Raw genomic sequence first — 24,854 nt, 5'->3', positions numbered from 1 at the left:
ATATTTAACACAAAGATACAATACTTAAAAGAATATATTTTAATTCCTTAAACACCAATTTAAAATTTTGGCTATGTTTTTAGCGTCATCAACCCCACGGTGATGTGTGCCTTCTAATTCCATATTTAGTTGTTTCAATGCGCCGTTCATCCCAACCTTTTTTGATAACCCTTTGGTCTTAAAGACTAATTCTTTTACGTTAATATGGTCTTGCGATAATGGGTACTCTTCTCCTCTAAACTTACATTGCCGCTTCATCATGTTCAAATCATATGCACCGTAACTGGCCCAAGTGTAATTTTTAGCTTGATAATCTTCTCTTAATTCCGAACATGCTTCTGTAAAAGAAATTCCTTTATCATCTAATAACTCTTGTGTAATGGTAGTTAGTTCTGTGCAAAAAGTACTGACTTTAGACCGTTCTGGTTTTATTAAAATGCCTTTGTTTTTGGAAATAATACCCGACACTGTGTCTAATACACAGATGCCTATTTCTATAATTTCATTGACCTGTCCTTTTGGGATTTCACCATTCCAACAAGTGGCTTCTAAATCAATAATTATTATGTTTTTACTATAATTCATTTTTTAAATTTTGTTTTAATTGTTGTCTTTTTGACTTATAACTTTTCTTTTTTTTCTTTACTTTAAAATCGCTTCCTTCAAAAACACGCACTGGGTTTCCTCTTTCTAAATTAAGATGGTTTTCCCATTTATGTTGAACCTCTGCCTTTAATGTTTCATTGTTATGTTCTGCAATGCGTTCTTGCAAACGTTTTATCGCAATCTTTTTGTTTTGATGTTGTGACCTACTGTCCATTACCAAAACTTGCAAGCCTGTTTTTATATGCGTTGCACGAATTGCCGAACTTACCTTATTAACATGCTGACCTCCGGGACCAGAACTTCGTATGGCTTGAAATTTTATATCGGATTCTTTTAGGCTCAATTCCGCCTTAGTTTCCACCTCATAAATACCGACAAACCAATTTTTACGTTTATGAAATTTTCTAAAGGAAGATTTCCCTATCCATTGTACTGTTCCCAACCAATCGTTTAAAAAATCTTCTAGGTTCTTACCTTTTAGTTGAATAGTTGCCGATTGCAGTGTTCCGTTTTCAACACCTTTTACACTATGTAAAAGTTGATATTCTATTTTAGCTGCTTTTAAAGCTTCCATAACGTATTTTAAAACTTTTGCTACAACCCAGCAACATTCAACAGGTCCCCTTCCAGATGTTATTTGTATGACTTTTGCATTCATTTTAAAGGGTGTTTAGATAACAGTGGATGACCAACTGGATTCTCACCTTCCTTTAAAAGCCTAACTGCGGCCATTACTGCCCAGCATTTATCACTAGAATGAATATTAGAATAATAGCTCAAAAGCGTTTTAGGCGCTACGAGAGTCCATCCATTGACTTCAATTGTTTCTAAAGATGTTGATTCAAAAAAATCTATCGTTATTCTAATCTGCTTTCCGTTTTCCAACCAATCGATCTTTTCACAACGTCTAAAATTTTCTTGACTTGGTAAATGGTCATACCTCGTCCATACCTTTTTGAAACCTTCTTCTAATAAAACCTGCATAACCCGTGGTACTAATTTAGGATTCACAAAAATGTCGATATCCTTGTGATCATGAGCATGTTTGTATTCCAGGTGATTTTCAACAGACATAAAATGCCATGCCCAACCACCAGATATAACAATCCACTGTTTTAACTTCTCCAATATATCAAGGCCATGTTGTATTCTATACGTTGGCCATAATTCTCCATATCTTTTTATATTATGATTTGCTCCCATAATGTATTTACTTATCCATTCTTACAATCTTTGGAGCGAAGGTTCCTAATACTTCTACCAATTCTTGTTGATTATTCATTACTTTTTTAATGTCTTTATACGCCATTGGCGCTTCATCTACACCACCACCAATAAGTGTTACATCGTTCATTTTAAGCTGATGTTTTATATCACTTTTGGTGAATTTTTCCTTGCATTTTCGTCTGGAGTGCAAACGTCCGGCACCATGAGATGCGGAGTTTAAACTTTCTGTATTTCCAAGGCCACTAACAATATATCCGGGTGCTGTCATAGATCCAGGAATAATACCCAACTCGCCTTTATTGGCTGGAGTAGCGCCTTTTCTATGTACAATAGCTTCTTTACCATTTACCATTTCTTTCCAAGCAAAATTGTGATGGTTTTCAATCTTAACTACGGCTTTAGAACCCAGTAATTTGCCTATACGATAATGAATGTCATCATGACAAGCTTTAGCGTAGTCCCCTGCCAAATTCATGGCCAACCAGTATTCCTGTCCATCGTGAGTATCTAAATCCAACCAAGCCAAATGCTGCACGTTTTTAGGTAGTGGACATTGTTTACTAGCCAAATAGGTATAATGCTTAGCAATATTAGCTCCTAAGCCTCTGGAACCACTATGCGATAACAAACCAATATAGTCGCCTGGTTTAAGTTGCCATTGATTATTAGTATCCGAAATTGACACCACACCAAACTCTACAAAATGGTTACCACTCCCCGAAGTTCCCAACTGCTTATAGGCTTTGACTTTTAGTCTTTTTAGCAAAGGAATATCATTGAATTCGGACCTTGAAAACAGCTCATGATCATGTTTTTTATCATGTGTTTCATACATACCAAACTTCGTATGATTAGTCAAGATGTTCTCTAGCTGATGCTGCTTTCCCTTAATATAAGATGCCTTAATAGGATAAATGGTTAAACACATTCTACATCCTATATCGACCCCAACCCCATACGGAATAACAGCATTTTCAGTGGCTAACACCCCTCCAATAGGTAAGCCATAACCTGTATGTGCATCTGGCATTAAAGCTCCTTGCACTGCAACAGGCAATTTTAAAGCATCATATAACTGATACTTAGCATGCTCATCTATTTCATTTTCTCCGTAAATGGAAAATGGCGCTCTAGTATGCCTTAGTTGATGGAATTTGACCTCTACAGGTTTTAGCAAGCCTTCAACCACTTTACCCCAAATAGCATTACCTTTAAACTGTTCTGGATTTTGCAATACCGTTTTGGCCTCTTCTAAAATGCGTTCTTTCTTTTCTCTTTTTCTATATCTATTAATTTGCCCTAAGGCAATATTGATACTGTTGTTCTTTGGGAAGCCTAATTTTATTAAGTCTTTCCCTTTTAATTTATTTCCCATAATATCTGTTCTTCCAAAATGTCCTTAATAGGATAGCTTTTAAGCCTTTTAAGGGCACGTTCTATTATTAATTTTTCTTTTTTTCTTTCAGAAAGGTTCCAATCGTCTTTCCAATTATGTTGTCTTTCATTTGCTTCATAATACCCACTTTTCAAAAGTTGCTGATCTAACAAAGCGGATTCACTTTCTAATTGCGGATCTATACGTTTTGAATGCGTTATATAAGCTCTTGTATACTTAATTCTATAAGCAGCTTTAGGTATTCTTATATAAAATCTCAACCTGAGTTTCTTTTGAGCATTTCTGTAGTAAAATGGCGTGCACAAACATTGTGCTTTAAAACTCAATTTGTTGAATTGCTTTTTACTTATAGTTGGAAAATCTCTGTAAATAAGATAACTTGAGGTTTGCTTCTGCCATGCGCTTTCGGCATCTGGTTTGGTTCTACCCCAAAAGCATTTTTCAATCTTATCATACAACTCTAAAATAGCTGCTTCGTTTTTATAGCGCTCTACCTTATGCGTTATTACAATTTCTTTAAACCAACCATGGCGTATAGGTTTATCTAATTTTATATAACCCAAGGCGCGCATCTCATTCCAAATCTCATAACGGCGATTCCAAATACGACGAACTTCTTTCTGTCTTTGCTCTTTGATATGTTTTGGTTTCAATTATCATAGATTAATGTATTACTATGTGTTCGGGAACTTAAGTGTGAAACCAGAAAGTGGTAAACAAAAAAGTCCGAAACGTTTTGGCTTCGGACTTTTGAAAATATGATAGAGGAAATTCTATTTAATCAAACAAGAAGTCTCGAAGCGTATGCTCAATAAAACCTAGTTCTTTGTGCATGATATTCTGTGATTTAATAAATGACATAGTGCTTCTTTTTTAAACTATATTATGTGCTTTATTGCGATGCAAAGATGAATTGTATTTTTGGATTATGCAAGAAAAATTTAAATATAATTAATTGATTTACAGTATTTTAATTAAATTTTAAGCAATAAAATTCCTGTCCGCTTTATGCAGAAAATGTAACCTCTTGTGGCATTGCTATTTAGGTTAAGCCTCACATGCTGTTAATTCTGAAAAAAAATTAAAAAAAAAGCGTCCAATTTCTTGGACGCCTTTCTAATTATATAATTTTTAAAGTTTTCTACCCTATCAAAACACAACACAGGTAGCCTTTAAGCGTCCTCTTATATGTTGTTAATACGTTATACATAGTTTATTATACTTTATTTTGTTATTTTTTCTATAGAAATGTCTATGACATAGATAGTATTTCTACTACTTTACCATATACATTTTTAGTCCATCCGTTAATTCTACCGTGATTATTACCTATAAGTACACCTCGTTTACTGTTTTTTCCTTTTACAAGGTGGGTAAAACAGTTACCACGTACTTTACAAAATACAATATCTCCTACTTTGCAATCTTCCCAACTAATAGGTGTAAGTCTTACTGGTTGTTTAGATTTTAAAATAGGTAACATAGAATTTCCGGGCTCTTTTGAAATAATGGTTTCTCCATTACTCAATTTTTGAATTTTCCAATTCATCATTCTAATTTTAAAAGTTATGTAACACACTATTGTATTACATATCCCATAAAATTTTCAAAAGAACAATTTCAATGAACTAGTGCAAAGATGCAAGAATTTTTACATATGTTCCAAATAAAATTATTTTCATTCAAAATAGAGGTTTAACTTTCCTATTCTTCTATAAGCCTAATTCCTGTATAGTTACTCTTTGTTAAATCATTGTCATTATAAGTATCGAAATAGTCATAGGCACTAAATCCATAAATTCCTCCTTCAAAAAACTCTGCCACATTTCCTCCCAGATCATAAACTTCTGCTTTACCTACTTTACATGCTTTAAAACTTCCCACAGGTTTTAAAAGTGACGTATTTAAACCTTCAAGTTTCCCCTTTAGTTTTTCGTAATCGCTAGGCACCAATTCATAGCCAGCCCAATAATTTAGCGTATTTTCTTTGGCTGCCACTTTTCTTGCCGATTTTCGCAATGTTTTGGCCTCTTTTACATTTGGTAATCGAAATGTTTTTCCTGTAAGTTTAGACAACCAACTAATATAATCTTTTGCAGTTGATAAATTAACCACAACTGGATAATTATCATGACCTACAGTATAATTATAATTTGGTTTATATGCTTTAAATTGAGCATTAGTAACTTCAAAACGACCAATAGCGGTTGAATCCTTTTTGATGCTCACCGTTTCTGGAATTAATACCTTATTAAACATTTCTCCATACAGCCCATCAACAGATTTTACAGATTGCAGTTTTAACATATTATCTAAAGGACTACCTTTTTTAAAAGCGGGATTTTTAGTTTTAGGCTTGTTAAGTAAATAGGTTTCTATCCAAGTTATTTCTTCATTCATTTTACGTAACTGGTGCGTAATTTTTCTTAAACCATGTGGTTGCTCGGGAAACCAAAGAAAACGAACTGGCGTCTTTCCTACTTGTTGCAAACCTCTATAATATTCCCAACCTTGATCTCTTGGAACAGCTCTATCTGCACTTCCGTGAAATATAATGGTAGGTGTTTTAATTTTTTCTATTTCAAATAAAGGCGATTTAAGAATATAATTTTCATTATATTTTTTACCATTGACATCGTCCCAAGGTGCACCTCCAAAATAATGTTGATCAAAACTTACACCAAATCTACATGTACCATAATCTGATGTCCAGTTTACATCACCAGCACCAGGAGCCGCAACCTTAAACATATCGGGATATTTTACCGTTAGCATGGTTGTAATTATAGCACCATTAGACCAACCCATTGTTCCCATTTTATCCTTATCTATTTTACCCTCTTTGTGTAAGACCTCAATTCCTTTTATTATGTCTTCCATTTCGGGCTCATAATAGTTTTCTTTAATACTCTCTACATAGGATAAGCCATGATTAGCAGATCCGTGGTAATTAGGCTTTAACACAAACATTCCTCTTTGAGCTAACAAATTAGGATAGGTACTCCAACGTTCGGACCAAGTATCTAAATCCTGACTAGCAGGTCCTCCATGTATAGATAGCATTAAAGGATACCTTTTACCTTCAACATAATTTTCAGGATAATATAGGAGGCCTGTAACCTCTTCGTTGTTATACCCTTTCCAAACCATAACTTCACTTTTAGTAATTGGCTTTTTTGAAAGATTTTTGTTCAAGGTAACGAACGCTTTCTCATTTAAGAATTTGTGTTCTTTTAAATCCGAAATATGAAAACTTGGTAATCTTGACGCAGTGGAATACGTATAGGCTATTTTTGAACCATCTTTAGAAACCGAATTAATGGACACATGATCGTTCTTTTCTCCCAAATCAATTTTTTTCTTCACCCAAGTGGTTCCATTTTTTTTATAATAGGCCAAACGCCTTGTTGCCCTATTAGCTAAAGACACTATGATGTCATTACCAACAACGTAATAGCCACCTGCATGACCTAAGTTCCATTTTAAATTGACTTTCTTATGACCCATTGCCTCCAAGTCGAAATAAAACAATTCATTTATCCCAGCCCCATTATATTTAGGGTTAGAACCATATTCTGAGGAAAAATAAAACCCTTTGGAATCTTCAGTAAATTTAAAACCATAGGTTGGATAACCAAATTCGGAGAGTATTCTGGTTGTTTTTCCCGTCTCTAAGTTTTTTAAATACTGATATGGATCTCTTTGGGCATCTGAAGCGTGACTTATATTACGTTGTACGCCATAAACCAACCATTTTCCGTCTTTAGAAATCTTATATCCAGATAATGGTTTTTTATTTGAAGTTAATCTTGTAGTGGTTTTATTCTTTAAATTAAATGCATAGACGTGATTTGGTTTCCAATTTAAACTATCTTCAACGATAACAACATTATCTTTCTTCTCTTTATTTGTTATTTCATATAAGGTTTTACCATCATAAGATTGAAATAATAAGGTGTCCTTATTTTTCCATTGTAAATTAGAAATGCCATTTTTAAATTCTTTTACTTCTTGGGCTTCTCCTCCATAAATACTTAATTTCCATAATTTCTGTCCCTTGTCTCTAGACGACAAAAAGTAGATGTATTCTCCATCAACAGAAAAAATTGGACTGTAATCATTATCCTTACCATTAGTTAATTGAATGGTTTTATAACTATCTTTCTCCTTAATATCCAGCCTTGTCAAATAAATATCGGAAACAAAGCGGTCTTTATCCTTAACTCCTTTTTGTTTTGTCCATACGACCATGGAATTATCTGGCGAAATAGAAACGGAATTTAACTTCTCTGTATTAATGATATCTTTTGGAGTCCAACGTGTTGGATCACCCTCATTTTGACAGTAACTAAATTTAACAGATAAGACTAGCAAAGCAATCAGATAAAAATATTTAATACGCATTTTATTTAAAAGTGTAATAAGGTTATTAGTTTTAATGGATTTTTGTAATTCGGTGAATTTACAAATTACTTTACTAATAATACGCCCCTTTAAGTAGTTTTATGAATTCGGTAATTTTACAGTAGCAATTATTTGAATTAGTTAGAAACCTCATTTTTTAAGTAACCCAAACTATCAAATTCTGATTACTTAAAAAGCGTGTTAGTCTGAGAGGTTATATAAAACAAAAAATCCCCACTTAAAAAGTGAGGATTTTTGTGATCGCGACAGGATTCGAACTAATTCCTTATCCCGCATATTTCTTATATCTTATATGCTTATCCTTGCAAATGTTGACCGATTTGTAGACCTGAATCTTAGTACTATTTGGTCTAATATTACGACAATCGCCTTTTTGTAAAAATATGCAATAATTGGTATTAAATTAAATTAATGCACAAGAATTTAAAATGAGCTTTAGTTTTTTGATATGGAGCAAAAACCTAAATCATTCAAAATTCTAGTTCACCTGACTTACGGGATGATGTTTTTTTGTCTATCCAGTTTATTAACTGTGAGTAAAATTTTGTCAGTCTATCCATTATCTTATTTACACTCCATTTGTTTTTTTCCTCTGAAAAGAAAAACCGATAAGCGATGTACAAGAAAAAAGCATATATCAACAAAATTACGGACATTATAATTGCTAAAGTTCCCATTTTTTAACGATTTAAAATTAAACATCAACTATTCAATACCCTAAATATTATATCTTAATTTAACCAATCATCCAATTTTCTGTTGGCACAATCATAACCAACATTAAAAGCTTTGTCAATTCCTTTTTTGTCCAAAACACCAATCCCTCCCAGCTCTTCAGGAACAAAGAGCAAATCCGGTACACAAAGTTTATCGGCTGCATTAGCATGAAGCATTAATAAATTTGCCCTTTGGGAGATTTGCAAAGCATTTTTTATTTGCCCCTTACCTATTTCCTTAAGTGACGAGGCATAACACCCAAAGATTATATCACTACTATCAACCAAAGGTTCAACAGGGAAGTTATTCATAATACCTCCATCTGCATAAAGCACACCATCAATATTCACAGGACTGAAAACGGGTGGTAAAGCAGCCGAAGCCAATAAAGCCTTAAATAATTCTCCCCTATTAAAATATTCAACTCGTCCCTTTTGTAAATTGGTAGCCACTACCGTAAGCCTTTTTTCCAGTTTCTCAAAATAATGAGCCGTGAAGGATTCTTCAAAAAAACTAAGGTACTTGTCCGTATCAAAAAGCCCAGGTTTATTTATCGTAACAAAGTTATACTTTAGCAAAGGGGTTTCTTTAAAAAACGTCAGCATATCCTCTACCGAAGCCCCATCTGCATATAAGCCTCCTACCAATGCTCCCGCGCTAACCCCAGAGATATAATCAGGATAAATATCCCTTTGAATTAGAGCTTTCAGCACCCCTATATGAGCCATACCCTTCACGCCTCCTCCAGAGAGCACCAATCCAATGGACTTATTATTGACTATGGTTTCAAGTTTCATAATCTTTTGGTTTTATAAATAAGGGGGCGACATTGCCCCCCTTCTTTAAGAAATTGGATTTAGAATCATGAATCTACACCAATGGCATAGTAATATTTGCCTGGCATATCTTCATAGACACCTTCTAACATCACCCCACCTTGTTTGTTTTCCAATGCATCCATGACATCTTTTACGCTCTTTACCTTATGGCCATCAATATGGGTAATAATGAAGCCTTCTCGTACTTGTGTAAATTTTCTAAGCTTACCAGCGTATAAAGAAGTGATTTTAACACCACTATCAACCCCAATTTTCTTGGCTTCTTCCTTTTCAAGGGCTTCTAGTTCTGCTCCTAAAAAGTTTAGGATCTTGGCATGTTCTTTCTTTTTCACCTTAGTGCTTCCAATTCTATTCTGTAGAGTTACTTTGAACTCTTTTTCCTTGCCTTCCCTATTTACCACCAGAGCCACTTCATCTCCAGGTCTTTTAAGGGCTATTAGCTCTTGTAACTCAGGCGATGCCTTCACGTCACGATTATCAACTTTTAAAATAACATCGCCCTCTTTCACCCCAGCTTCATCGGCAGCAGATCCTTCTCCAACCGAAGCGACATAAACACCTTGGGTTAAATCAATCTCCTTTTCTTTTGCTAACGCTCCGTTAAGGGTTGCTATATTAATACCCAACATACCGCGTTGAACCGCTCCATAATTCAATAAATCCTCTACTACCTTGCTGGCAATATTACTGGGAACGGCAAACCCATAGCCATTATATGTTCCCGTTCTGGATGCAATTGCCGTATTAATACCTATTAGGTCTCCATTAAGGTTAACCAAAGCACCTCCGCTATTTCCTGGATTGATTGCGGCATCAGTCTGAATAAAACTCTCTACAGCAAACTTATCTTGATTTACATTAATATTTCTGGCCTTTGCACTTACAATACCTGCAGTCACAGTGGAATTGAGGCTGAACGGATTGCCTACGGCCAATACCCATTCCCCAACCTGTACATCATCTGAATTAACAAATGGCAATGCTATAAGGTCATCCTTTTTTATTTGCAATAATGCAAGATCTGTAGAGGGGTCGGTACCAATTACCGTAGCCTTATAGCTACCATTATCATGAAGCGTTACCTCAATCTCGTCTGCATCCTGAATCACATGGTTGTTAGTTAAGATATATCCTTTCTCATTCACGATTACGCCAGAGCCAGTTCCCATAACGGGCATTTCCTTTGGTTTGTTATTTTCCTCCGGACTATTAGGCTCTTGAGGCTTTCCGTTATAATACTTTCTTCCAAAAAACTGACCGAAAGGGCCTTCTCCAAAAAACTCACGGAATGGATCTGGAAGCTCACGATACTGGAACATTTTGTTACTTCCTGTAGGCATCATTTTTTTTGCAGAAATATGAACAACTGCATCTAAAACCTTTTCAGTAGTTTTTGTAAAGTCCAGAGGGGTAATTTCTCCCTCTGCATTTGCGGCATATAGCACTTTGTGATTAGGAGTCGTGTTAATATGCTTAATAGCCACTTCTTTTTTCCCCAAATAATGATAGCCTCCTATTACACTAAAACTTATCATCAGGGATACAAAAATTGATACTAAAACTGTCTTTTTCATTTTAAATAGGTTTTATTTTATTAATACATTTATAAGCTGTCTTTCTCTTTATTATTAAAATCTAAACGATATTTTTCCAAAAAGTTCCTATGTCTATCCATCATTCTTTTGTGCGTTTTATCTAGTTCCATAAAGTCAGTACCAAAGTCACTATCAAAAAAGCCATCATTGAAAAAATAGTTGCCAAAAAGTGAATCTTTCTGAAAGATATCACCAAAACCTTCATTTTTAAATTGAGAAAACCGGCTATAGAACTTGGATTCAAAATTGTTCAACATACTGTCCTTCTCTACGGAAGTTAGGTCATCTAAAGAAGTTCCTGAGGACCACGAGTAAATACTGTCATAATGAATAAGGTTGCCTTTTTCATCAAACTCTTTATCAACTTTCCAAGCTCCTTTGGGTTGTTCAGCTTCTTTTTTATCACTATCAGTAGCTACGACTTCTTCTTTCTTTAATTCATTCTTACAGCCAATAAGACTTATTAAGAACACCAGTAACAATATCATATACTTTTTCATTTCCTTTTATTTTATTTGGTTCAACTAAAAACATATAATACAAGTTGCCTAAAATGTTAACTTCAAGCTTTTCACCTCCTTTTAGTATTGTATGCTGGTCATCACACTTAAGCAACTTTTAGGATTCGTTTAAACTTTATATTTTCTTTCTTTGCGATTTTAACCTTCAGAGTACCGTTTTTCATTTCGGCACAAATTTTATCTGGGTCAGCATCCAAGGGGATTTCAATGACTCGATAAACACTATTACGAATTAATTTTCTTCGAACTCCGTATTTATATCTTGATTCTTCAGCTTTGATCTTATTAGCACCAATAATCATTGTGTTGCCCTCTATCTCAATCCTAACATCTTTTTTATTTAGGCCAGGGAGCTTCATAGAAAATTCGAATGCCGTATCTTCCTGACTTATTTGATTCACAAGCTTAGGCACTAATTTCTTTCGTACAATCGAAAATACAGATTGCAATTTTTCTTTGATATTTTTAAATAAGGAAGGGGGACTTTTTGCTTTACCCACCTCTTTGCCAAATGTTCTCATCTTACAAAAATTTAGGTTCAACGTTTTAAAAAAGGGGCTGGGTAACCAGCCCCAATCTTAACCAAACAAAAAACTAATCAAACAATTATGAAATCTGGATAGTCCTAGCAGGCTTCTGTTTTGCCTCTTCTTTCTTAGGCAAGTGTATACTTAAGATACCGTCTTGATATTTAGCATCAATCTTACCATCATCCACACTTTCGGGTAAAGTAAAAGTTCTTTTAAACGAAGAATAACCAAACTCTCTACGAGTATAGTAGTCTTCATGATGTTCGCCTTCTTCTTTAATCTCTGTAGAGATAGATAATATATGATTGTCTAAATCTATATTAAAGTCGGATTTTTTAAGCCCTGGGACGGCCATATCTACCACGAAAGCATCTGCTGTTTCTTTGATGTTTACTTTTGGTAAAGTGATTCCAGTATTAAAGTTAGAAGTAAATACTGGTGACAGGTCTCTATTAAAGATATCGTCAATCCAACTTGACAATGTAGGGAAGTTTAAACCTGAATTAACATTTGATAAACCTCCATTTTTAGAAACATTAACTAAAGTGCTCATAATAATAAAAATTTAAATTAAACATTAAAACAAAGAGAAAATTCTGTTTTGATTTCAAATAGTATTTGGCAAATTGAATGCCAAAATGAAAAATGTATGTTTTTATCATTTTGGTGCATCTATAATACAAATATCAAAACAAAAACCAGCCATATTGTCATTTTTAACACTAGTAAAACATGTCGTTATGACATGTTTTATTCTTTTTTAAATCAATTTTTCTGTCATTTTTGCCTTCAAGTTTTCACTACTAATACGAAATAAAGAATGGTATTTATTTTGCCTATTGTTAAATAAAAAATAGTGTAGAAATAATTTACCAAAAGTGTACAATTATAAGAATTCAACACCTAAAAACTTAGCACCAAATGGAATATAAAGATTATTACAAAATCCTTGGTGTTGAAAAGAATGCAACACCAAAAGACATAAAAAAGGCATATAGAAAACTAGCTGCTAAATATCATCCTGACAAGAATTCGGGAGATAAAGACGCAGAGGATAAGTTTAAAGAAGTCAATGAAGCCAACGAAGTATTGAGTGACCCCGAAAAAAGGGAAAAATACGATACATTAGGAGCTAATTGGCAAGCCTATGAACAGGCCGGAGGTGACTGGAGACAGTATGCAAACCAATCCCAAACCAATGGAGGGCGGACATTCTATTATGAAGGAGACCCATCTGAGTTTTTCGGAGGGAATAGTGGTTTTTCCAGTTTTTTCGATATGTTCTTTGGAGAAGGCAACCAAGGCGGGTTTGCCAACAGTTCTAAAAGAACCCGGCAAGGGTTCACAGGCAATGACATACAAGCAGAACTACCAATCACTTTGCTTGAAGCTTATCATGGAAGCAAGAGAACCTTTGAACTCAATGGGCAAAAGTTAAGGATTACCATAAAACCAGGCTCTTACGACGGACAACAACTGAAGATAAAAGGAAAAGGACAGCCAGGGGTAAATTCAGGGAACTCAGGAGATCTTTATATCGTATTGAGGGTCAATCACGACCCAAGATTTGAAAGAAATGGGAACAACTTGGTCACTAATATGAACATTGACCTTTACACAGCTGTTTTAGGAGGAAAAATCAAAATACCCACAATAACAGGCAATGTAAACATGTCTATCCCCAAAGGAACTCAAAGCGGTAAAACATTAAGGCTAAAGGGTAAAGGAATGCCCAAATATAATAGCAATAGCTATGGAGACTTATTGGTGAAAATCAATGTGGAGCTTCCTAAGAGTTTAAATTTTGAAGAAGAACAATTATTCAAAAAATTACAACAAATTTCAACTGAAAAACGCAATTCAACAGTTTAATATTTTGAGAAATGAAAGTTACGGTTTACAAAAGAAAATATATCAATGAAGATGACGGACTAAAAGTTTTTATCGATGCCTTATTGGCTACTAGAATGAAGTATCTGGTTAGCGATTTGGTATATGAAGGTGTTCCTAAAGAAGATATCGGGAAGGCTGTAAAGCATGCTATGGCCATTATGGAGGCCACGGGAATGGTTTTAGAAGAGCATTTCAAGCCAGTTTACACACAACTAAAAGGAACGGTCTTTAAAGATTTTAAAATGACCCAAAAAGGATGGTTTTTAGTATTACTCAACTTGCCCCCGGGAAGTAAGTTTGCCAATAGAATTCAATTAAGCTTCTGTGAAATACTGGAAGGCATATAATTCTTAAAAATTTCCTAATTAGTAATCTAGATATTTAACAAAATGGTTTTTACTAATGTCAATATGACACCTTTGACTTTCAAAAGGAAGTATTCAAAACCAAAATCCCTGCATCCTAGATACCACCATTAATTTGGCATATAATTTGTCCTAGGAAAACTGATAATTTTTTATGGTTTAACTTTTTAAAATTTTAAATTATGGAGAAAGATCCCGTTAAAGTTCGTCTTATTGGTAAGAAGGGAAAAAAGTACCAAATTAAATTTCCAAATCTGGAAATCCCCGTGACAGTCAATGAAAACCTGTACACTAAAATGCTTCACAGTACGGAGTATCAATTTAGCAACTCTACCAGTACGGTTTCACAAGCCACCTCGGCTTAATTTTATATCAAAGCAAAAGGGACTGTAAAAACAGTCCCTTTATTTTTTGGATAGATGATAGATCCATGAAGAAACCTAACCCCTAGAGCGAATTTCGCGTTTCATGAAAATCACGTATGAAAACAAGAAACAAAGAAGGGTCAAGGAAAGTAAACCTGTGGCCTGTGGCCATACGAGCAGAATACTTTGTCCTATTGACAATGTACTTGGAATAGCTCCTTGCATTTGCTCCATTGTTAGGGGCCCTAAACTTCGAACCGATGGCACCAAAAGGGCAGAAGTAATTTGGTCGAATAGTTCATTAGGCATGATTTGTACCAGGTAAAACTTTAATTTTTGATAAATAAAGATTTTACTTGGCATGGCATATTTACCCGGTTCGAAACCCTTAACTATAATATTCACAATTAGAGGATAAAAAATTGTAAAAAACAACCAAACAGCTAATCCCAATAAGGCGGAAGTTGCAGGTTGTCTAAAACGTACCGAAAACAAAATGGATAGGTTGAGCCAAAAAGAAACGTATATAATACTTAGTATTGTATAAATAACTATTCGCATGAATTCCTCTGCCGTTGGTGGCGTTCCAAGAGCGACCAAGCCTGCTCCCAAAACCAAAAAGCTTAGAGCAAAAAGCATTACGCTTATTACAATGATACCCGCCAGAAATTTAGAGTTAATTATATAATCCCTCGGAATTGGTTGTGCCATAACACGACTTAATGTTCCCCTATTCTGCTCTGAACTAATCGCATCAAATCCCAATCCAATTCCAAATAAGGGGCCCAAAAAACCTACAAACACAAAAAAAGAAGGCAATGTACCATTTGATTTGGTGAACAAATTCAGAAAAAAGAATGTATTTCCTGAATTACTGGTAGCAAGTATTTTAGCACTATCCGATAATGTAGAAAACAGTGTTCCCAAACAAGCTAATGATATAATGGCAAATAAAATAATGAACCGCCAATTTCTTATATGGTCGGAAATCTCCTTTTGTACCATTACCTTAAATGGAGCCATAAGGGAATGAGATGCATCGGCATTCTCATTTCTCCTAAATAACTCTATAGAATTGATAAATTCCATAAGTTTAGTTCTCTTTGGTATTGAAAGACTTATATTATTTAATTTAGTGTTCATTGTATCTTATTCTTGAAAATGTTTATGGTAAATATCGTCCAACCCGTATTCCTTTTTAGTCAAGTAACTGATACCGTACCCCAAGCCCACAATAAGTTTGGATAGTTCTCCAGAAACATCACTTTTTGATTCTATCGAAAAATGACTCCCATGTGATGTCACTTTAGCCACATTTTTAATTGTGCTGATTTTCTCTGTAATTTCATTCAACGTGGTATCTGTAATCTCTTTGCTATCTGTTATTCCAAGCTCAGTAGTAAAAGTATTTTTGGAAAATAATTGTTCAGCGAGGTCACTTATTTTTCCCTCTGCCAATAGCTTACCCTTGACGAATATTCCAACACGGTCACATACTTGCTGTATTTGGTGCAGATGGTGAGATGAAAAAAGTACTGTTATGCCTTTCTTTCTACTTAGTTCAACAATTAACTGAAGAAACTTCCGCACTCCCTCGGGGTCAAGGCCTAAAGTTGGTTCATCAAGTATGATGACCTCAGGTTCTTTTATCAAAACCTCTGCTAAGCCTAACCGTTGACGCATTCCTCTGGAATATGTTCCAACTTTTTTGTCTTTTGCATCTAACAGCCCCACCTCTTCTAATATGAGCAAGGCATCTTTTTTAGCCTGCTTAATCGGAATATTATTTAGTTGCGCTATATATACTAAATTCTGCAGTCCAGAATAGTCATTATAAAAACCAACGTCTTCGGGCAAGTAGCCTACTTTACGTTTAACTTCCAATGGATGTCGTGTTGCGTCTATATCGCAGACTTTGACATGTCCAGAATCGACTTCGGTCAAACCAAGCAGCATTAGAATGGTAGTTGATTTACCCGCGCCATTAGGTCCAAGTAAACCAAAAATCTCCCCTTTCGCTATAGAAAGTGTTAAATCATCTACCGCTAAATGAGTTCCATACTTTTTGGTTAAACCAGATATTTCTATGCAATTTTCCATGATTATCTTCTTCCGTATTTTTTAAACAGATAATAAATGGCAAATAAGGTTCCTAGGATTATTAAAATACCCAACCAACCCCATAATAAAGGAGTTTTCACTAAAACCCTTAACGATGCTGTTGAAGATATTTCAGGAGTTTTAGCCGTAATTTTGGATATGTAATCTCCAGGAATGGATTTGTCTGCTGATTTAATTGTAGCATAAACCTGCGTCGTAGCACCAGCTTCTAGGGAAGGAATAATATCTGGTTGTATTGAAATTTCCCAATTTTTAGGCTTTGACGAATTAAAGGTAATATCACTTAACCTACTGGAACCCGAATTCTTAACCACAAATTCTATTTTTTTCTCGTCACCAGAAGTAATACTAGAGCTTAATAATCCTGTAGGGGTGGTGAGTTCTAAATCGTAAGAGCCCTTTATGACCACCTCTAGTTCTAAATTAGCCGTACTGTATTTATTAGCTGCTTGAACAGGTATTTTATAAGTTCCAGCTTTTATACCATAAGGAGGTTTTACCTCGATGCTAATGTTTGCCGTATTTCCTGGTTCTATTTCAACGGCAGTAGCTTGCTTATAATTTGGTTTAAAGATTACATTCCAGCCACGTGGCACTTTTGCAAGCAATGAATACAATTGTTTCTCTCCCGTATGGTTTTTTAGTTTAGCGGAAAAATTAAAATTTGACTTGGAGTGTCCCTCCATATTTATCTGGTCAGAGGTAAACTCAGTCTTATAAGTACCTTGTTCTGACACGTCAATGACCACGGGTAGTACATCGTAGTTTTTGGCAATCACCCTAATTTTATATGTGCCTTTATCAACTTTTGAAGGTACATTTATAGTCAGGGAAACTGATTTCTTCTCTCCGGGAAGTACTGAAATTCTATTAATACTGTAGCCTCCCGCTTTTAAACTGGAACTCCAATCTTTAGGTAATCCCGACAACGAAATGTCTACGTGCCTTAACTGGCTTCCATAATTTTTAACATCAACGGTATAATCAATGGATTCTCCGGGAGGAACCGAAACATTTGTATATGGCGTATACAAAGTTATTCCGTTACCTGCTTGCGCTGTGAAATTAAAAAAGAATAAAAAAGCTAGTGAAAATAAAAACGTCTCTAAGTGTAATTTTTTGGTTGTCATAAAAAACTATTTTATAATTTTTAAATATGTTCGAAAAATATTGATGATTGAATATTAAAAGATTGCCCAGGTGTAACTACTAGCAACTATCCTTTTTTTTAAGCATTGAATTATTCCTTGGTTATTTTTCTAATGAAGCTTGCGTATTACCAAGTATTCGTTAAAAGAAATAGAACGATGGGAAATATTATTAATAAAAAGAAAGACTATAATAAACCTGAAAGTCTATTAATACATAAGATTGACTAATTATCTGTAAAACTTAAATTCAAACAGTTTAATTCCTAAAAGAAGTATAGGAAAAATTAATCGAAATGAATTCAGGATAAATTGTAGTTCCTGAGTTAGCCCGCCTGTAATACTATTTGACTTTATCTTGCTTGAAGCTTTTTCAATTGACCAAACAGAAAAAGCGGGCGAAAGACTCTTTTCTTGTTTAATAAATTGCATGATATAATTATTTCAAATTCTCGATAAAATTAAAAAATCAAGAAAATCATAAAAGTTAAAAAAAGTTAAAATGACCGATTTAAACCAAAACAATCCATGCCACAAACCGTTTTTGTTTCATAAAATGGATTTTATTCTAACATAGACAGGAACTTGATTGTTTTTAATGCGTGAAGTATTAGCCCAAAACAAAAGGCTAAAGGTTGAACGGGTTTTCATAATTATCGTCTTTAGTTAAACATTTACCAAGACGAAAGTCAAATACAACTACCTGAATATAAGAATTTTAAACCCTTATTCGGTCAACAACTTTTTAAATTTGTCAACTGTTGACCGATTTGTTATCCTTTAATTTCAAATGAATTCAAAAAATATTAAGGCCTTAAAAACACAAAACCTTGCAAATCAAATAGTTTGCAAGGTTTTGACAATTTTTGATAAATTACTTAGTGATCGCGACAGGATTCGAACCTGTGACCGTCTGCTTAGAAGGCAGATGCTCTATCCAGCTGAGCTACGCGACCATTAAAGCGGTTGCAAATATAAAATTAAACATAAATCTAACCAAAAGAAATTTGTATAATTTTTATAATAATATGTATTCCTTTCATAAAAAAGCATTTACAACTTAAACAAAACAAAAAAGCGCCATATTACTATGGCGCTTTTATAATATTTATGCTATTTATTACCAGAACTTAGCATATAGGAACGCAAGAATAATCATTACAATAAAAGATCCTATATTAAAAAGTGGACTTGTCTTAAATAAATCCTTAGAGAAATAAATCCCTTTGGCATCATTTTCTCCTTTATTTTCTATTTGGCTAATAATCATAATTACAACCATAGATAATAACGTAGCTAATCCCATTTGATGCATCCAAGGTGTTAACCATTCGAAAGCTTCTACCTTAGCAGGTAAAATCTTTAATGCCAATGCAATTGGCACAGAAGCTATTGCTCCCCAAATAGCAGCACTGTTTGTAGTTTTCTTCCAGAATAAACCTAATAAGAATACCGCTAATATACCTGGACTTACTAATCCAGTATATTCTTGTATAAATTGGAATGCCTGATCAATACCTCCTAATAATGGCGCCACAATAACTGCAATAACAAGAGCAACAGCAGCAGATACTCTACCTACATTAACTGTTTTCTTATCACTAGCATTTTTATCAAAATACTCTTTATAAATGTCCATTGTAAATATTGTAGAAGTAGAGTTTAGCATAGACGCTAAAGAAGATACAACCGCTGCAGCTAAGGCAGCAAATGCCACACCTTTAAGTCCAGTTGGTAAGAACTGTAATAACCACGGATAAGCTTTATCTGCTTTTTCTGCTGAAGGCATATTTAATTGACCAATATCTCCTAATCTAGCCATAATTTCAGGGTCGTTTACCATAACATATGCCGCAATACCAGGTATTACAACTATTAAAGGAATAACAAGCTTTAACGCAGCTGCCAAAAGAATACCTTTTTGAGATTCTTTCAGAGATTTGGCTGCTAAAGTTCTTTGAATAATATACTGATTGAACCCCCAATAATAGATATTAGCAACCCATAAACCACCAATTAGAACCCAAATACCAGGTAAGTTATCGTAGTTTTCATTAGTCTCTTCTAGTATCATATGAAATTTCTCTGGTGCAGCATCCATTACCTGAGAGAAACCAGCTAATACACCTTCTCCATTTGATACAGCATTTAACGCTAAATAAGTAGTAACAAGACCACCTAGAACCAAAAACACAACTTGAATAACATCTGTCCATGCAACAGCAGATAAACCTCCATATAAAGAATAGGCCGCCGCAAAAAGTGCTAAACCAATAATAGCATACATCATATCAATACCCATTATGGTTTCAATAGCCAGACCTCCTAAATACAATACAGAAGCTAGGTTTACAAATACGTAAAGTGCTAACCAGAAAACAGCTAAAATTGTTTTTAGATTAGTAGAAAATCGTTTTTCAACAAATTCCGGAATGGTGTAAAGCCCTTTCTCAATAAAAATTGGTAAGAAGTATTTACCAACAATAATTAAGGTAAGTGCTGCCATCCACTCATAAGAAGCAATAGCTAATCCTAGGGCAAATCCAGAACCAGACATTCCAATAAACTGTTCTGCCGAAATGTTTGCCGCTATTAAAGAGGTTCCTATGGCCCACCAAGGTAAAGATTTACTTGCCAAAAAATAATCTTCGGCATTTTTTTCGTGTCCATCTTTATCTCTAGACACCCATAATCCTACACCTAAAATTAATATGGCGTAAGCAATAAAGACTACATAGTCCCACGTATCAAATCCTGCTGTCATTGTAAAATATTAGTTTAGTTAGTGAAAATCGAACTCAAATATAGAAATTTAATTTTAAAAACCTTAGTATTTTTATTTAAAAAACCAAACTGGTAGGGTCTAGTAGGTTTTTTGTTTTTTTTATTTATCTTTGTAGCGCTTCTTATGATAAAAGTTAAAAGTAAAATAGGGATACCCAAGTATAAACAGATAATTAATTCTATCGAGGAATTGATTGTTTCTGGTACGTTACAAAAAGGAGATCAAATTCCTTCTATTAATCAGATTAAAAACGACCATAAACTATCAAGAGATACCGTTTTAATGGCTTTTAATGAATTGAAGAATAGAGGTATTATTCAATCTGTTGTTGGCAAGGGCTATTACATATCAAGCGAAAATGTTAGCGTTACACAAAAGATATTCCTTCTATTCGACGAACTTAATTCCTTTAAAGAAGATTTATATAATTCTTTTTTAGAAAACCTTGGAAATGATATCCAAGTGGATATTTATTTCCACCATTTCAATAGAAATATTTTTAAAAAACTTATTCAGGACAATTTGGGCGATTATAATTACTACGTTATAATGCCAGCTAATATAGATAACACTCAAGAAATCATTAAAGACCTATCGGAAGAGAAGGTTTATATTTTAGATCAGATTCCTGAAGATTTAGCGGGTTACCCTGGTGTTTATCAAAACTTTAAAAAGGAGATTTTTGATAATCTCAATGAAGCCAAACATCTTATAAAAAAATATAAGAATCTAATTCTAGTTAATTCTGAAAATAAGCAGCCTTACGGCATGTTAAAAGGGTTTACAAAGTTTTGCAAAAAGAACGCGTTAAACTTTTCTATTGTTAATTCTTTAAAAGACAAAAGCCCCGAAACAGGAGATTTATATATAATTCCAGATGATAAAAATCTGCTTAGAATTATTAAAAAGATGAAAGAGTCTAAGCTAAAACTTGCCAAAGATATTGGTATTATATCATATAATGATACCTTATTAAAAGAACTTGTTGAAGGCGGAATTACAACTATATCTACAGACTTTAATCTAATGGGTAAACGTTTAGCTGAAATGATTATTAATAAAGAACAGATTCAACTAGAAAACCCACATAACTTAATATTACGCAACTCCATATAACTAAACTTAATGTATAACATAAACCACCACAAAGCATTAAACTATTTAGAAATAGAAAACTCAGAGACCAATTTTTTTGCAAAAATTATTCTCAATGAGGGGGCCAGTTTACAAGAATTAACTCTTGATGGCCACGAAATAATCAAAGACTTATCGCCATTAACTTATGCCGATACTTTTGCTTCATCTATTCTGTTTCCTTTTGCTAACAGAATTAAAGATGGAAAATATACCTTTAATGGTAGTGATTTTCAGTTTGAAGCCAATCAAAAAGAAGAAAACAATGCTCTACATGGTTTAGTTTATAACAAAACATTTGAAGTTATAAGTACTAATTCTGATAAAAACGCAACTTCAGTGTTACTAGAATATGCAGAAACCAAGGAATCCCCGGGCTTCCCTTATACTTATAAAATTCAGGTTGAATATATTTTTACAAAAGAAACTTTAGAGTTAAAGGTTACTGTAGATAATACAGATGACAAAGCCTTCCCTTTTACACTTGGATGGCACCCTTATTTTTTAAGCGGTAACTTATTTGAAAGTGCTTTAAAGTTAAATAGTTCGCAAAAAATAGTTTTAGGAGATAGAAATATTACCACTGGTGTTATTGATACAGATACTTCAACAGCTATTAAAATAGAAGGGCAACAACTTGATGATTGCTGGATTTTAGATTCGGATGAAGTTGTGTTTAAAACCCCTGCATATAACTTACATTTTAATGCCACTGGTACTAATAACTTTCTGCAAGTTTATACGCCTCCAAAAGAGAATACAATTGCTATAGAACCTACCACAGGGGTATCAGATAGTTTTAATAACGAAATTGGATTACAAACACTTAATCCAGATGACTCGTATAGCATTACTTGGAAATTAACATTAAAAAACAACTAACAATATAAATAATGAGAGAAAGCTTAATTAATGATGTTAAAGAGGTCTTTATTAGAGAATTTAATGAAGAACCTATTTTAATTTTCTCACCTGGTAGAATAAATATAATTGGAGAACATACAGATTACAATGATGGTTTTGTATTTCCGGGTGCTGTAAACAAAGGAATTTACGCTGCAATTCAAAAAACTGACTCTGCAGTATCATCGGCTTATGCCTTAGATAAAGATAGTAAAGTTGCTTTTGAATTAGATAAAATCAAACCTTTAAAAGAAGGTAGTTGGGAAAATTACATTTTAGGGGTTGTTGCAGAAATTAAAAACAGGAATAAGGTCATAGGTAATTTTAATATTGTCTTTAAAGGTGATATTCCTGGAGGTGCAGGTATGTCCTCTTCTGCCGCTTTAGAAAACAGTGTGGTTTATGGTTTAAATGAAGTATTTGATTTAGGTCTAAGCAAAGAAGATATGATTTTCATCTCTCAAAAGGCAGAACACAACTATGTTGGTGTTAATTGTGGTATTATGGATCAATACGCAAGTATGTTTGGTGTTAAAGACAATGCTTTATTATTAGATTGTAGAACTATTAAAGCAAAACCTTTTAAAATAGATTTCAAAGATCATCAATTAATCCTTATTAATACAAATGTAAAACATAGCTTATCGGATAGCGCCTATAACGACAGACGCTCTGCTTGTGAGAACATTTCTAAACTTTTAAATGTAAAAGCCTTAAGAGATGCTACCGAAGACGATTTAGCTACTATTAAAGACGAAGTTACTCCAGAGAACTATCAAAAAGCTTTGTATGTAATTCAAGAAAACAATAGAGCTAGAAAAGCTTCTAAAGCTATGGAGGAAGATGATTTAGAAACCCTAGGTGATTTAATTTATGGGTCTCATGAAGGACTTTCTAAGCAATACAAAGTAAGTTGTGAAGAGTTAGATTTCTTAGTTGGAAAAGCCAAGAGTACCGATTATGTTATTGGAGCCAGAATGATGGGTGGTGGCTTTGGAGGCTGTACTATCAACCTAATAGAAAAAGGTAAAGAAGAGGAATTTAAAGCTTTAGTTTCTGAACCATATAGAGAAAAATTTGGAATGGATTGCTCTTTTTATTCTGTAGAGCTTTCAGACGGAACACACGTAGTAAAATAAACAACATTAACTTAACTATAAAATGAATAGTAATTTACAAGATTATTCGCATAAACGCTTGAATATCTTAACAGGTGAATGGGTTTTAGTATCTCCTCATAGAGCTAAAAGACCTTGGCAAGGACAAAATGAAGCCGTTAACAATGAACAAAGGCCTAGTTATGATCCTGAGTGTTATTTATGTCCTGGAAATACAAGAATTAATGGTGAAGTAAATCCAGAGTATACAGATGTTTACATCTTTACCAATGATTTTGCAGCGCTTCAAAGTGACTCTCCGGACTTTTCAGTTAATGATGGTCTATTAGTTGCCGAAAGTGAAAAAGGAATATGTAAAGTAATTTGCTTTAGTCCAGATCACTCTAAGAGTTTACCAGATATGGAACCTGAAGAAATTCAAAAGGTGGTTTTCGCATGGCAAAAAGAGTACAAAGAACTAGGAGAAAATGACTTAATTAATTACGTACAAATATTTGAAAACAAGGGTGCTGTTATGGGATGTAGTAATCCGCATCCACATGGTCAAATTTGGAGTCAATCTACCCTACCAAATGAAGTTGCTAAAAAAGACACACAGCAATTAAACTACTTTAAAGAAAAGAACAGAAGTATTTTAGGGGATTATTTAGCTCAAGAACTAGACAAAAAAGAACGTATTATTTATGAAAATGACGCCTTTGTTGTATTAGTTCCATTTTGGGCTGTTTGGCCTTTTGAAGCTATGATAGCTCCTAAAAAACACCAAACTAATATTCTAGAAATGAGTGATGATGAAGCTTTGTTATATGCCGAAGCAATTTCTGTATTAACTAAAGCCTATGATAAAATATTTAATACGTCGTTCCCATATTCTAGTGGTATTCATCAAGCGCCTACTAATGGAAAAGACAATAGTCATTGGCATTGGCACATGAGTTTCTATCCACCACTATTACGTAGTGCCACTGTTAAGAAATTTATGGTTGGATACGAAATGTTTGGAACACCACAACGTGATATATCAGCTGAGAAAGCTGCTAAAGTAATAAGAGATTTAGTATAATCTCTCTATGTTAATAGCAACCAAAAAGCCCTTGTTCATAACAAGGGCTTTTTTTTCGAGCTTTATGTTAGAGTCGGCATAAAACCAAGTAAACAAATTGTTT

The 24,854-nt window shown here is 33.9% G+C and carries 23 protein-coding genes and 1 tRNA gene; 7 read left to right on the top strand and 17 right to left on the bottom strand.

What is annotated here, in order from left to right:
- Positions 1–39: 39 nt before the first annotated feature.
- The 12 genes from FUA24_RS09640 to FUA24_RS09585 form a co-directional block, all read right to left on the bottom strand.
- Positions 40–585 (bottom strand): 3'-5' exonuclease, encoded by a 546-nt coding sequence (locus FUA24_RS09640; RefSeq protein ID WP_148541770.1) that lies wholly within the window; start codon positions 583–585, stop codon positions 40–42.
- Entirely contained in the window at positions 575–1,264 is a 690-nt protein-coding gene (prfH, locus tag FUA24_RS09635; RefSeq protein ID WP_148541768.1) for a peptide chain release factor H, read from the bottom strand. The genes FUA24_RS09640 and prfH overlap by 11 nt, the downstream gene beginning before the upstream one ends.
- The gene (locus tag FUA24_RS09630) at positions 1,261–1,809 is read right to left on the bottom strand and encodes a hypothetical protein (protein ID WP_148541766.1); all 549 of its coding nucleotides are present in this window, start codon (positions 1,807–1,809) and stop codon (positions 1,261–1,263) included. Before FUA24_RS09630 ends, prfH begins: the two co-directional genes overlap by 4 nt.
- Positions 1,810–1,816: 7 nt before the next feature.
- Positions 1,817–3,208, bottom strand: a complete 1,392-nt coding sequence (locus FUA24_RS09625; protein WP_148541764.1) for an RtcB family protein — start codon at positions 3,206–3,208, stop codon at positions 1,817–1,819.
- Positions 3,193–3,882 carry a hypothetical protein gene (locus FUA24_RS09620; RefSeq protein ID WP_148541762.1) on the bottom strand — a complete coding sequence of 230 codons (690 nt, stop codon included), beginning with the start codon at positions 3,880–3,882 and terminating at the stop codon, positions 3,193–3,195. Before FUA24_RS09620 ends, FUA24_RS09625 begins: the two co-directional genes overlap by 16 nt.
- 599 nt (positions 3,883–4,481) lie before the next feature.
- Positions 4,482–4,781 (bottom strand): phage repressor protein, encoded by a 300-nt coding sequence (locus FUA24_RS09615; protein WP_148541760.1) that lies wholly within the window; start codon positions 4,779–4,781, stop codon positions 4,482–4,484.
- Between the two features lie 152 nt (positions 4,782–4,933).
- Positions 4,934–7,633, bottom strand: coding sequence for a S9 family peptidase (locus FUA24_RS09610; RefSeq protein WP_148541758.1), 2,700 nt, complete (start codon positions 7,631–7,633; stop codon positions 4,934–4,936).
- 752 nt (positions 7,634–8,385) lie between these two features.
- Positions 8,386–9,168, bottom strand: a complete 783-nt coding sequence (locus FUA24_RS09605) for a patatin-like phospholipase family protein (protein ID WP_148541756.1) — start codon at positions 9,166–9,168, stop codon at positions 8,386–8,388.
- 65 nt (positions 9,169–9,233) lie between these two features.
- Positions 9,234–10,784 (bottom strand): Do family serine endopeptidase, encoded by a 1,551-nt coding sequence (locus FUA24_RS09600; protein WP_148541754.1) that lies wholly within the window; start codon positions 10,782–10,784, stop codon positions 9,234–9,236.
- Positions 10,785–10,813: 29 nt separating this feature from the next.
- Complete coding sequence (locus FUA24_RS09595) at positions 10,814–11,305, bottom strand: hypothetical protein (protein ID WP_148541752.1); 492 nt, start codon at positions 11,303–11,305, stop codon at positions 10,814–10,816.
- 107 nt (positions 11,306–11,412) lie between these two features.
- Complete coding sequence (locus FUA24_RS09590; protein ID WP_148541750.1) at positions 11,413–11,847, bottom strand: Hsp20/alpha crystallin family protein; 435 nt, start codon at positions 11,845–11,847, stop codon at positions 11,413–11,415.
- An 85-nt stretch (positions 11,848–11,932) separates the two neighbouring features.
- Positions 11,933–12,409: an Hsp20/alpha crystallin family protein gene (locus FUA24_RS09585; RefSeq protein WP_148541748.1), complete on the bottom strand. Its 477-nt coding sequence runs from the start codon at positions 12,407–12,409 to the stop codon at positions 11,933–11,935.
- Between the two features lie 368 nt (positions 12,410–12,777).
- On the opposite strand from FUA24_RS09585, the gene FUA24_RS09580 reads away from it, so the two are divergent.
- The 3 genes from FUA24_RS09580 (at position 12,778) to FUA24_RS09570 (ending at position 14,479) form a co-directional block, all read left to right on the top strand.
- On the top strand, positions 12,778–13,728 hold the full coding sequence (locus FUA24_RS09580; RefSeq protein WP_148541746.1) for a DnaJ C-terminal domain-containing protein: 951 nt from the start codon (positions 12,778–12,780) through the stop codon (positions 13,726–13,728).
- A gap of 11 nt (positions 13,729–13,739) precedes the next feature.
- A complete protein-coding gene (locus FUA24_RS09575) occupies positions 13,740–14,096 on the top strand; it encodes a hypothetical protein (RefSeq protein WP_148541744.1) in 357 nt (118 codons plus the stop codon).
- Between the two features lie 200 nt (positions 14,097–14,296).
- Positions 14,297–14,479, top strand: coding sequence for a hypothetical protein (locus FUA24_RS09570; protein ID WP_148541742.1), 183 nt, complete (start codon positions 14,297–14,299; stop codon positions 14,477–14,479).
- 75 nt (positions 14,480–14,554) lie between these two features.
- On the opposite strand, the gene FUA24_RS09565 is transcribed toward FUA24_RS09570, so the two are convergent.
- The 5 genes from FUA24_RS09565 to FUA24_RS09545 all read right to left on the bottom strand — a co-directional run bounded on the left by FUA24_RS09565 (position 14,555) and on the right by FUA24_RS09545 (position 20,512).
- A complete protein-coding gene (locus FUA24_RS09565) occupies positions 14,555–15,622 on the bottom strand; it encodes an ABC transporter permease (protein WP_222861343.1) in 1,068 nt (355 codons plus the stop codon).
- A gap of 6 nt (positions 15,623–15,628) precedes the next feature.
- Positions 15,629–16,579, bottom strand: a complete 951-nt coding sequence (locus FUA24_RS09560) for an ABC transporter ATP-binding protein (protein WP_148541740.1) — start codon at positions 16,577–16,579, stop codon at positions 15,629–15,631.
- A gap of 2 nt (positions 16,580–16,581) precedes the next feature.
- A complete protein-coding gene (locus FUA24_RS09555; RefSeq protein WP_148541738.1) occupies positions 16,582–17,730 on the bottom strand; it encodes a COG1470 family protein in 1,149 nt (382 codons plus the stop codon).
- 900 nt (positions 17,731–18,630) lie between these two features.
- A tRNA-Arg gene (locus tag FUA24_RS09550) sits at positions 18,631–18,704 on the bottom strand.
- Positions 18,705–18,868: 164 nt separating this feature from the next.
- Positions 18,869–20,512 (bottom strand): sodium/sugar symporter, encoded by a 1,644-nt coding sequence (locus tag FUA24_RS09545; RefSeq protein WP_148541736.1) that lies wholly within the window; start codon positions 20,510–20,512, stop codon positions 18,869–18,871.
- Between the two features lie 144 nt (positions 20,513–20,656).
- Between FUA24_RS09545 and FUA24_RS09540 the strand changes: the two genes are divergently transcribed.
- From FUA24_RS09540 to FUA24_RS09525, 4 genes are read left to right on the top strand one after another with little or no spacing between them, the layout of a single operon-like run.
- Positions 20,657–21,649: a GntR family transcriptional regulator gene (locus tag FUA24_RS09540; RefSeq protein WP_148541734.1), complete on the top strand. Its 993-nt coding sequence runs from the start codon at positions 20,657–20,659 to the stop codon at positions 21,647–21,649.
- 9 nt (positions 21,650–21,658) lie between these two features.
- On the top strand, positions 21,659–22,549 hold the full coding sequence (locus FUA24_RS09535; RefSeq protein ID WP_148541732.1) for an aldose 1-epimerase: 891 nt from the start codon (positions 21,659–21,661) through the stop codon (positions 22,547–22,549).
- An 11-nt stretch (positions 22,550–22,560) separates the two neighbouring features.
- Positions 22,561–23,709, top strand: coding sequence for a galactokinase (gene galK / locus FUA24_RS09530; protein ID WP_148541730.1), 1,149 nt, complete (start codon positions 22,561–22,563; stop codon positions 23,707–23,709).
- Positions 23,710–23,731: 22 nt separating this feature from the next.
- Positions 23,732–24,751 (top strand): UDP-glucose--hexose-1-phosphate uridylyltransferase, encoded by a 1,020-nt coding sequence (locus tag FUA24_RS09525; RefSeq protein WP_148541728.1) that lies wholly within the window; start codon positions 23,732–23,734, stop codon positions 24,749–24,751.
- Positions 24,752–24,854: the final 103 nt, after the last annotated feature.

Source organism: Seonamhaeicola marinus (assembly GCF_008085455.1).
Note: the sequence above shows the minus strand (reverse complement) of the source record. Positions and strands in the feature narration are given on the sequence as shown.

Excerpts from the sequence above, each read along its gene's own strand:
- FUA24_RS09590 (WP_148541750.1), bottom strand. The coding sequence starts at position 11,847 with ATGAGAACATTTGGCAAAGAGGTGGGTAAAGCAAAAAGTCCCCCTTCC.
- FUA24_RS09570 (WP_148541742.1), top strand. The coding sequence starts at position 14,297 with ATGGAGAAAGATCCCGTTAAAGTTCGTCTTATTGGTAAGAAGGGAAAA.
- FUA24_RS09555 (WP_148541738.1), bottom strand. The coding sequence starts at position 17,730 with ATGACAACCAAAAAATTACACTTAGAGACGTTTTTATTTTCACTAGCT.
- FUA24_RS09525 (WP_148541728.1), top strand. The coding sequence starts at position 23,732 with ATGAATAGTAATTTACAAGATTATTCGCATAAACGCTTGAATATCTTA.
- FUA24_RS09640 (WP_148541770.1), bottom strand. The coding sequence starts at position 585 with ATGAATTATAGTAAAAACATAATAATTATTGATTTAGAAGCCACTTGT.
- FUA24_RS09605 (WP_148541756.1), bottom strand. The coding sequence starts at position 9,168 with ATGAAACTTGAAACCATAGTCAATAATAAGTCCATTGGATTGGTGCTC.
- FUA24_RS09615 (WP_148541760.1), bottom strand. The coding sequence starts at position 4,781 with ATGATGAATTGGAAAATTCAAAAATTGAGTAATGGAGAAACCATTATT.
- FUA24_RS09595 (WP_148541752.1), bottom strand. The coding sequence starts at position 11,305 with ATGAAAAAGTATATGATATTGTTACTGGTGTTCTTAATAAGTCTTATT.
- FUA24_RS09535 (WP_148541732.1), top strand. The coding sequence starts at position 21,659 with ATGTATAACATAAACCACCACAAAGCATTAAACTATTTAGAAATAGAA.
- FUA24_RS09540 (WP_148541734.1), top strand. The coding sequence starts at position 20,657 with ATGATAAAAGTTAAAAGTAAAATAGGGATACCCAAGTATAAACAGATA.
- FUA24_RS09580 (WP_148541746.1), top strand. The coding sequence starts at position 12,778 with ATGGAATATAAAGATTATTACAAAATCCTTGGTGTTGAAAAGAATGCA.
- FUA24_RS09560 (WP_148541740.1), bottom strand. The coding sequence starts at position 16,579 with ATGGAAAATTGCATAGAAATATCTGGTTTAACCAAAAAGTATGGAACT.
- FUA24_RS09610 (WP_148541758.1), bottom strand. The coding sequence starts at position 7,633 with ATGCGTATTAAATATTTTTATCTGATTGCTTTGCTAGTCTTATCTGTT.
- galK (WP_148541730.1), top strand. The coding sequence starts at position 22,561 with ATGAGAGAAAGCTTAATTAATGATGTTAAAGAGGTCTTTATTAGAGAA.
- FUA24_RS09575 (WP_148541744.1), top strand. The coding sequence starts at position 13,740 with ATGAAAGTTACGGTTTACAAAAGAAAATATATCAATGAAGATGACGGA.
- FUA24_RS09545 (WP_148541736.1), bottom strand. The coding sequence starts at position 20,512 with ATGACAGCAGGATTTGATACGTGGGACTATGTAGTCTTTATTGCTTAC.
- FUA24_RS09565 (WP_222861343.1), bottom strand. The coding sequence starts at position 15,622 with ATGAACACTAAATTAAATAATATAAGTCTTTCAATACCAAAGAGAACT.
- FUA24_RS09585 (WP_148541748.1), bottom strand. The coding sequence starts at position 12,409 with ATGAGCACTTTAGTTAATGTTTCTAAAAATGGAGGTTTATCAAATGTT.
- FUA24_RS09630 (WP_148541766.1), bottom strand. The coding sequence starts at position 1,809 with ATGGGAGCAAATCATAATATAAAAAGATATGGAGAATTATGGCCAACG.
- prfH (WP_148541768.1), bottom strand. The coding sequence starts at position 1,264 with ATGAATGCAAAAGTCATACAAATAACATCTGGAAGGGGACCTGTTGAA.
- FUA24_RS09625 (WP_148541764.1), bottom strand. The coding sequence starts at position 3,208 with ATGGGAAATAAATTAAAAGGGAAAGACTTAATAAAATTAGGCTTCCCA.
- FUA24_RS09600 (WP_148541754.1), bottom strand. The coding sequence starts at position 10,784 with ATGAAAAAGACAGTTTTAGTATCAATTTTTGTATCCCTGATGATAAGT.